At 70.0% G+C, this 7,969-nt stretch carries 7 protein-coding genes; 5 read left to right on the forward strand and 2 right to left on the reverse strand.

Annotation, left to right across the window (positions count from 1 at the left end):
- Positions 1-36: 36 nt before the first annotated feature.
- Positions 37-1,140 carry an FAD-binding oxidoreductase gene (locus ABTZ89_RS32105; RefSeq protein ID WP_270954185.1) on the reverse strand — a complete coding sequence of 368 codons (1,104 nt, stop codon included), beginning with the start codon at positions 1,138-1,140 and terminating at the stop codon, positions 37-39.
- 308 nt (positions 1,141-1,448) lie between these two features.
- Here ABTZ89_RS32105 and ABTZ89_RS32110 point away from each other — a divergent pair, with 308 nt between their 5' ends.
- A complete protein-coding gene (locus ABTZ89_RS32110) occupies positions 1,449-2,246 on the forward strand; it encodes a pyridoxamine 5'-phosphate oxidase family protein (protein WP_351051822.1) in 798 nt (265 codons plus the stop codon).
- A 149-nt stretch (positions 2,247-2,395) separates the two neighbouring features.
- Positions 2,396-2,878 (forward strand): MarR family winged helix-turn-helix transcriptional regulator, encoded by a 483-nt coding sequence (locus ABTZ89_RS32115; RefSeq protein WP_270954183.1) that lies wholly within the window; start codon positions 2,396-2,398, stop codon positions 2,876-2,878.
- 16 nt (positions 2,879-2,894) lie between these two features.
- Here ABTZ89_RS32115 and ABTZ89_RS32120 read toward each other — a convergent pair whose 3' ends face one another.
- The gene (locus ABTZ89_RS32120; protein ID WP_351051826.1) at positions 2,895-3,752 is read right to left on the reverse strand and encodes a hypothetical protein; all 858 of its coding nucleotides are present in this window, start codon (positions 3,750-3,752) and stop codon (positions 2,895-2,897) included.
- Positions 3,753-3,895: 143 nt separating this feature from the next.
- On the opposite strand from ABTZ89_RS32120, the gene ABTZ89_RS32125 reads away from it, so the two are divergent.
- The 3 genes from ABTZ89_RS32125 to ABTZ89_RS32135 all read left to right on the forward strand — a co-directional run bounded on the left by ABTZ89_RS32125 (position 3,896) and on the right by ABTZ89_RS32135 (position 7,961).
- Positions 3,896-4,390: a MarR family winged helix-turn-helix transcriptional regulator gene (locus ABTZ89_RS32125; RefSeq protein WP_270954181.1), complete on the forward strand. Its 495-nt coding sequence runs from the start codon at positions 3,896-3,898 to the stop codon at positions 4,388-4,390.
- A gap of 71 nt (positions 4,391-4,461) precedes the next feature.
- Positions 4,462-6,975, forward strand: a complete 2,514-nt coding sequence (locus ABTZ89_RS32130; protein WP_502949629.1) for an MFS transporter — start codon at positions 4,462-4,464, stop codon at positions 6,973-6,975.
- An 86-nt stretch (positions 6,976-7,061) separates the two neighbouring features.
- Positions 7,062-7,961 (forward strand): YceI family protein, encoded by a 900-nt coding sequence (locus ABTZ89_RS32135; RefSeq protein ID WP_351051833.1) that lies wholly within the window; start codon positions 7,062-7,064, stop codon positions 7,959-7,961.
- The last annotated feature ends 8 nt before the right edge of the window (positions 7,962-7,969 follow it).

Below are 7,969 nucleotides of genomic sequence, written 5' to 3' on the forward strand. Positions count from 1 at the left end.
GGACTCGGTTGAAGGGGCCCTTTCAGCTTGTACGTCTCAGTCGAGGGCGAACGGGTCGTAGTGGATCTTGTCGAGGGGCGTCCCCGCGACGAGCATCCGGGAGACCGTTGCCCGGATCATGCCCGGGGAGCCGCTGACCAGGACGTCCCAGTCCTGCCAGGCGCCGAAGCGGGTGACCACCTCGGGCAGGGTGCCGTGCTCGACGCCGACGGCGTCCCGGTCGTTCTCCACTACCGGGGTGATCGTCAGCCACGGGTTGTGCATGGCGATCCGCTGGAGGTTCTCCAGGTCGTAGAGGTCCTCGCGGGTCCGGCCGCCGTAGAACAGCTGGACGCGGGGGTTCTCGCCGTACTGGGCGAGGTCGTCGATGATCGCGTGCATCGGGGCCACCCCGGTGCCGCCGGCGATCATCAGCACGTCCGCGGATTCCTCCCGGTCCACCGACATCCGGCCCATCGGCGAACCGATCCGCCACTGGTCGCCGATGCGGGCGTGCCCGACGAGCGCGCGGCTGACCCAGCCGCCGTCGACCGAGCGGACGTGGAACTCCATGATCCCGTCCTCGGCAGGCGCGTTGGCCGGGCTCAGGTACCGCCACAACCGCGGCCGCTGCGGCACCTCGACGCTCACGTACTGACCGGGCAGGTAGGGCATCGGGTGGTCGGTCTGGACGCGGATCACCGCGACGTCCCAGCTCAACCGCTCGTGGTGGATGACCTCGCCGGTGTACCAGGCGGGGCCGTCATCGGCGGCGGCCGCTTCGGTCATGGCCGAGGCCATCACCGTGTAGGCCTCCGCCCAGGCGCGCTCCACGGTGTCGTTCCAGGAGTCGCCCGCGTGCTTCTTGATGGAGGCCAGCAGGGCGGTGCCCACGGCCTCGTAGTGGTCGGCGACCACGCCGAACTTGCGGTGGTCGCGGCCGAGCTGGTGCAGGAACGGCAGCAGCTCGTCGGGCTTGTCGACCATCTGGATGACGTGCACGAGCGCCCGGAGCAGGCGGCTGCGCTGCACTTCCATGTTCGCCGCGAACAGTTCGCGGGTGGCCGGGGAGAGGCTGAACAGCATCCCGTAGAAGAACTTGGCGACCTCATCGATCTGCGGTTCGACGACCTCGAAGCTCTCGCGGATCAGTCGAACCATCTTGCTGACACCGGAGGACGGCTCGCGGGACGGCTCGTTCGGGGGTGGTCCGGGGCTGAGTACGGCGTTCGCTGTCATGGTTCGGGTGCAGTCTTCTCCACGTTGGCGGCGGCACCTCTTGGGTACACCGCTCCTTGCATGCGCCCCCCGACACTGGGCTGACCCTAACCCGTGCGCCGGGGCGCGTCTGCCTTGATGCCACTTTTGAGTGGTTGTTAACTACTACTGGTAGATGGTGCATGAACCTGTCGGGGGAACCTAGTATCCACGTCTGTGAGTGGAGAGGAAGGCGTGACACGGTGAGCCGCGTGAGCCCCGACCACCCGACCCCGACCGGCACCGCCGACGACGCGTTGCTGGACCTCGAGCTGTCCGAGCCGTCGACCCCGACCGACGCCTGGCAGGCCACCACCCCGTTGCAGAACCACGCGCTGGACGCAGTCCCCCGCGACCCGTTCGTCGACGAAGACCACGCGGTGCAGTTACCCGGGTCGTCCGGCGAGCACCTGCTGCAGCGGGCCTACGGCACCGAGAAGCGAGCCCGCAAGTTCTACGACGACCAGGTCCTCGACCACCTGAACTCGCAGATGAAGGAGTTCATCGGCCGGATGGACATGGCCTTCGTGGCCACCTCCGACGCCGGCGGCGAGTGCGACTCGAGCCTGCGCGTCGGCCCGCCCGGCTTCATCGAAGTGCTCGACGACCGGCACCTCTGCTACCCCGAGTACCGCGGCAACGGCGTGATGGCCAGCCTCGGCAACATCAGCGAGAACCCGCACATCGGGATCCTGCTGGTGGACTTCGTGACCGACCTGATCGGCCTGCACCTCAACGGCAAGGCCCGCATCGTCGACGACTCCGACCTGCGCGCGATCCACCCCGCGCTGCCCGCCGAGTTCGACCGCGGCCGCACCCCCGAGCGCTGGGTGGTGGTGCAGGTCGAGGAGGCCTACATCCACTGCCGCAAGCACATCCCGCGGATGGTCCCGGTGCTGCGCCAGCGCTCCTGGGGCACCGACGACGTCAAGCGCAAGGGCGGCGACTACTTCGAGGCCAAGGGCACCCCGCGGCCCTGGCACGGCTCGGAGCCGATCTCCGCGAAGTGACGCGGGGGTTCCGCCACCTGCGCCGTCGCCCACAATTGGTTCGGATACCGGCTCCTAGGAGTGGGGCGAAACGGACTAACGTGGTGCTCGGGCCCTGTGATCGGGCTGCGGGTGCGTCTTCGAGCGGCGGAGGCGCGGGCGGGAGAGCTGTGATCGAGCAGGACGAGGCGCGGGCGACCGAGGGTGTGCGCGAGGAAGGCGTGGACCGGCGCACCGCAGCGGAGAACGTCGAGCGCGAGCTGGTGATGATGTTCCGCCGCGCCCGCAACCTGTCGACGACGGTCGCGGCGCACGTCCACCCGGACCTCGACCCGGCGTCCTACAGCCTGCTGCTGATGATCGACGACGCGGGACCGCTGCGCGGCATGGACGTGGCCGGCCGCACCGGCCTGGACAAGTCGACGGTGAGCCGCCAGATCGCGACGCTGGTGGAGCTGAACCTCCTGGAGCGCGTCCCGGACCCGGACGACGGCCGGGCCCGCCGCATCCAGCTCTCCGACCTCGGCCGCGAACGCCTCGCCCAGGTCCGCGCGGAGCGCCGCAAGCACCTCCACGGCCAGTTCGCCAGCTGGACCACCGATGACCTGAAGGACTTGGCCAGGCTCTTGGCCAAGCTCAACGACATGATGTGAGCCCGGCTGGAGCCGGCTAGTCCTCGTTGGACGGAGTGGACCGGTGCCGCACCGCCGGTCCTCCGGGCAGCGCGTCCTTGCGCTTCGGGACGAAAGCGCCCTCGTCGAGCTTGCGGGTGATCACCCGGCTCAGGACGGCGAGCGCGTGCTGCACCTCCAGGTGGTCCAGCCCGTCGATCTCGCCGGTCAGCAGCGGGCTGTCGCCGCTGAGGGTGGTCCACCCGCGCTCGTCGCGGTCCAGCCGGACGGTGGTCGATCCTCCGGCGGGCAGCGCGACCACCACCTCGACGCGTTCCGCCGACGCGTTCCTGCCGCGGTGCAGCAGCGCGCGGTGGAGGTAGTCGGTCCGCTCCGCGAGCTGGTCGGGCTCCTGGCTCGCGGCGAGCTCGCGCTGCGCGTGGTGGGTGATCGCGGCTCCCTGGTCGGCCAATCCGGGCAGCAGCTCCTCCCGCGTCCAGCCCGGCCCCTGGTCGGTGGGCGGGGACAGGACGTCCGCCACCGCTTCCAGGGCTCGGCCCGCGCTGGTGGTCACCCGGGTGAGCGGGTCGTCCGGGGCGCGATCGAACGCCGGGCGGGCCACCGCGTCGACCAGCTGCGCGAGCGGGCGCACGGACTCCGCCTTCAGCTGGTCGCCCGGAACCGCCTCCGCGTCGATCGGATCCTGCGCGCGCGCCGAGGCGTCGATGCTCCGGGCTTTGAGGTCCGCGTAGATCGTGTCGCGCGAGACCCGCGCCAGCCTGGAGAGCTCCGCGACGTTGCGGGAGCCGCTGCGCCACGCGGCGGCGACGAGGTCGGCGCGCTCCTCGGCCAGGCGTTCTCGGCGATCGGCCCAGGCGACGAGAGCGGAGAGAGCTGTGAGGCGTTCGTGATCCATGAGCGAAGCATATGTCGAGTCATTCGACATGTCGAGTGACTCGACACTCTGGCCGCCAGTGCTGCGGGTCACAGGATGACAAGTTGCGTGCTACAACCAATTGAGGTTATGGTTGCGTGCAGCAACTAAAGGATTGGGTTCGCATGGGACCGAAGCTCGAGACCTGCGGTGAACTGCTCCGCCCGTTGCGGGCGTTGATGGGGCTCAAGCAGGTCGCACTGCAACGAGGACACTTCGCTGATCAGGTGCCTTACGCCGCGGCCGGGTTGCTCACCGAACTCGTCTTCCGCGGCGAGTGCCGGGCCTCCGACCTCGCCCACCACCGCGTCGTCGACGCCTCCGTGGTGAGCCGGCAGGTGGGCCAGCTCGAACAGGCCGGGCTGATCAGCCGACGACCCGACCCCGCCGACCGGCGGGTGTCGCTGCTGCGCGCCACCCCCGAGGGCGAGCGCGAAGTCGCCGGACTCGAACGCAAGAAGGCGGAGTGGATCGCCGGGGCGCTGGAGGGCTGGGAGGACGCGGAAGTCCGCGAGCTGACCCGGCTGCTGGGGGTAGCCATGGACGACATCCGCCGCCACACGATCGACGAGGGGATCTGCCAAGCAGGCCCCGAGACCACCAGGGAAGGAACTCGATGACCAGCTCGACGGAGGCGGTGCGAGAAGCACCGGCCCGGCGGGATGCGCACGGGTCCGCCGATGAATCGCCGATGACCCACCGGCAGATCCTGCGGGCGATGTACGGGCTGATGCTGGCGCTGCTGGTCGCCATCCTCAGCTCGACGATCGTGTCCAACGCGCTGCCGCGCATCATCGCCGACCTCAACGGCACCCAGGGGCAGTACACGTGGGTGGTCACGGCGATGCTGCTGACCTCCACCGCGTCCACCCCGATCTGGGGCAAGCTCTCCGACCTGTTCAGCAAGAAGCTGCTCTACCAGCTGGCCATCGTGATCTTCACGGTCGGCTCGGTGGCCGGCGGGTTCGCGCAGTCGATGGAGACCCTGATCGGTTTCCGCGCCCTGCAGGGCATCGGCATGGGCGGCCTGCAGGCGCTGATCCAGGTCGTGATCGCGGCCATGGTCTCCCCGCGCGACCGAGGCCGCTACAGCGGTTACATCGGCGCCACCTTCGCGGTGGCCACGGTCAGCGGCCCGCTGGTCGGCGGTCTCATCGTGGACACGTCCTGGCTGGGCTGGCGCTGGTGCTTCTGGGTCACCGTGCCGATCGCGGTGATCGCGTTCATCGTGCTGGGCCGGACGCTGAAGCTGCCGGTCGTCAAGCGCGAGGTCAAGATCGACTGGTTCGGCGCGCTGTTCCTGGTCGGCGGCGTGAGCTTGCTGCTGGTGTGGGTCTCGCTGGCGGGCAAGTCCTTCGACTGGTGGTCGGTCGAGACCGCGGCCTACGTCGGCGGCGGTCTGCTGGCGCTGATCATCGCCGTGATCATCGAGACGAAGGTCAGCGAGCCGATCGTGCCGCTGCGGATGTTCCGCAACACCACCGTCACGCTGGCCACCATCGGCACCGTCGCGGTCGGCACCGCGATGTTCGGCGGCTCGGTGTTCCTCGGCCAGTACTTCCAGATCTCGCGCAGCATGACCCCGACCCACGCGGGTCTGATGACGCTGCCGATGGTCGGCGGGATGTTCCTGTCCTCGACGATCTCCGGCCAGGTGATCTCGCGGGTCACCGGCAAGATCAAGCCGTTCCTGGTGTCCGGGTCGATCGTGATGGTCGCGGCCATGTGGCTGCTGAGCACGATGGACCACGAGACCGAGCTGTGGCTGGTCGGCATCTACCTGTTCCTGATGGGCACCGGCGTCGGCATGCTGATGCAGAACCTGGTGCTCGCGGTGCAGAACTCGACCAGCGCGCGGGACATGGGTTCGGTGACCTCGGTGGTCACCTTCTTCCGGACCCTCGGCGGTTCGGCCGGCGTCTCGGTGCTCGGCGCGGTGCTGGCCACCCAGGTGTCGGACTACATCGTGCAGGGCCTGTCCAAGATCCCCGGTGCCGCGCAGGCCGCCGGTGGCCAGAGCGGCGGGACCCTGGACCTCAACCGCCTGCCGGAGCCGATCCAGGTCATCGTCCGCGCCGCTTACGGCGACGCGATCGGCGACATCTTCTTCATCTCGGCCTGCATCGCGGTGGTGACCTTCCTGGCGGTGCTGTTCGTCCGGGAGACCCCGCTGCGGACCACGATCGACAGTCACGAGGAAAGGGAGGCGGTGGCGGTGGCCGCGCACGAGGAGGCTGTGGACAACCTCACCCGTCCTGTGGACAACTCGGTGGTGGGCGGTGCCTCGACCAACGGCTCTCCGCAGGTTGGAGACGTTAGCCAGGACACCGTCCGACTGGCCGCCGAGCCTGTGGACAACTCTGTGGACAGGCGCTCGCAGGCCTGGTCAGAGCCGGTGTCGCCGCGGCAGAACGGCAGGCACCTGGCGGGCGACCTCGGCGGCGACGGGCTGTACGTGCACGGCACCGTGCAGGACTCCGTCGGCAGCCCGGTGCCCGGTGTCGTGCTCACCCTCACCGACGCCAACGGGCGGCAGGTCGAGCGGGCCCGCACCGACCAGGACGGCCAGTTCCAGCTGGCGGTCACCCACGGCGGCACCTACGTGCTGATCGCCTCCGGCGGCAGCTACCAGCCCACCGCGTCGATGGTGGTGGTCGGCGAGCGCCCGGTGCGCCACGACGTCCAGCTGCTCGGCGCCGGTCGGCTGGCCGGTCTCGTGCACGTCGGCGGTGTCGGCGTCGGCGGGGCGATGGTCGTGCTCACCGACGTGCGCGGCGAGGTGGTGGCCACCTCGGTGACCACCGCGGACGGGCACTACGCGTTCGGCGACCTGGTCGGCGGCTCGTACGCGCTGACCGTCACCGCGCCGAACTACCGGCCGGTGGCCAACTCGGTGACCGTGACCGACGGCGAGCAGACCACCGCGGACGTGATGCTGCAGAGCGGTGCGCAGCTCACCGGCGTGGTCCGGTCGGCCAACCTCGGTGTCGCGGTGCCGGACGCGCGGGTCACGTTGCTGAACTCCGGCGGCGCGGTCGTCGGCGCGGCGACCACCGATGTCGACGGCAACTACACCTTCACCGACCTGCCCGACGGCGAGTACACGGTGATCGCCACCGGCTACCCGCCGGTCGCCTCGTCGCTGCAGCTGTCCGGCGAGACGAGCACGCACGACGTCGAGCTCGGCTACCCGGAAGCCGGCTGAGCAGCGGTGCCGGGGTGAACGGGCCGTCCCCGGTCCGTTCACCCCGCCCGCGCACACGATCTTCACGCTCTGAGGAGATGTTCTTGATGGACCTCGGCCAACAGCAGGTCGAAACGACCGGCGTCGGTGCCGGCGCGGGTGCGGTCACCGCGACCGTGCGCGGCGGCGACGGCTGGCCGGTCCCCGAGGCGGTGCTGACCGTCATCGACGGCACCGGCACCCAGGTCGCCCGCGTGCAGGGCGACGCGCAGGGCTCGGTGGTCGCCACCGGGCTGAAGGCCGGTGCTTACACCGCGATCGTCACGGCGGTGGGGCACGAACCGGTCGCGCGGACCACGCTGGTGCACGACGGGACCGCGGCCACGCTCGGCGAGGTCGAGCTGCGCCGCGCGGGCGGCTCCGACCTGCCCGCGCCGGGGGTGTGGCGGATCGACCCGGTGCACTCGTCGATCCAGATCACCGCGCGGCACCTGGGGATCAGCAGCATCCGCGGGCGGTTCAACGAGTTCTCCGGCGAGATCCGCATCGGCAACCCGATCGAATCGTCCACTGTGGAGGCTTCGATCGTCGCGTCCAGCATCGACACCGCGAACGGGATGCGCGACGACCACCTGCGCAACGCGGACTTCCTGGACGTCGAGCGCCACCCCGAGATCACCTTCCGCTCCACGGCCCTGCGCCCGCGCGGCGGTGACCGCTGGGACCTGGAGGGCGAGCTGACGCTGTGCGGGGTGACGCGCCCGGTGCACCTGGACACCCGCTTCGCCGGTGTCGGCCCGGACCCGTGGGGCGGCACCCGCGCCTCGGCGACGGCCACGACCCAGCTCCGCCGCGAGGACTTCGCGATGAACTTCAACCAGGCCCTGCAGACGGGAATCGCGGCGATCGGCACGACCCTCAAGTCCAGTCAACGACCCACACCCCGCCGCGTCAACCCTCCCCCGCTTCGCAACATCGCCAAACCGTTGACCGCCCAGCTGGTCTAGTCCATTTT

This window comes from Saccharopolyspora sp. NPDC002686, from assembly GCF_040295745.1.
Classification (GTDB): domain Bacteria; phylum Actinomycetota; class Actinomycetes; order Mycobacteriales; family Pseudonocardiaceae; genus Saccharopolyspora; species Saccharopolyspora oryzae.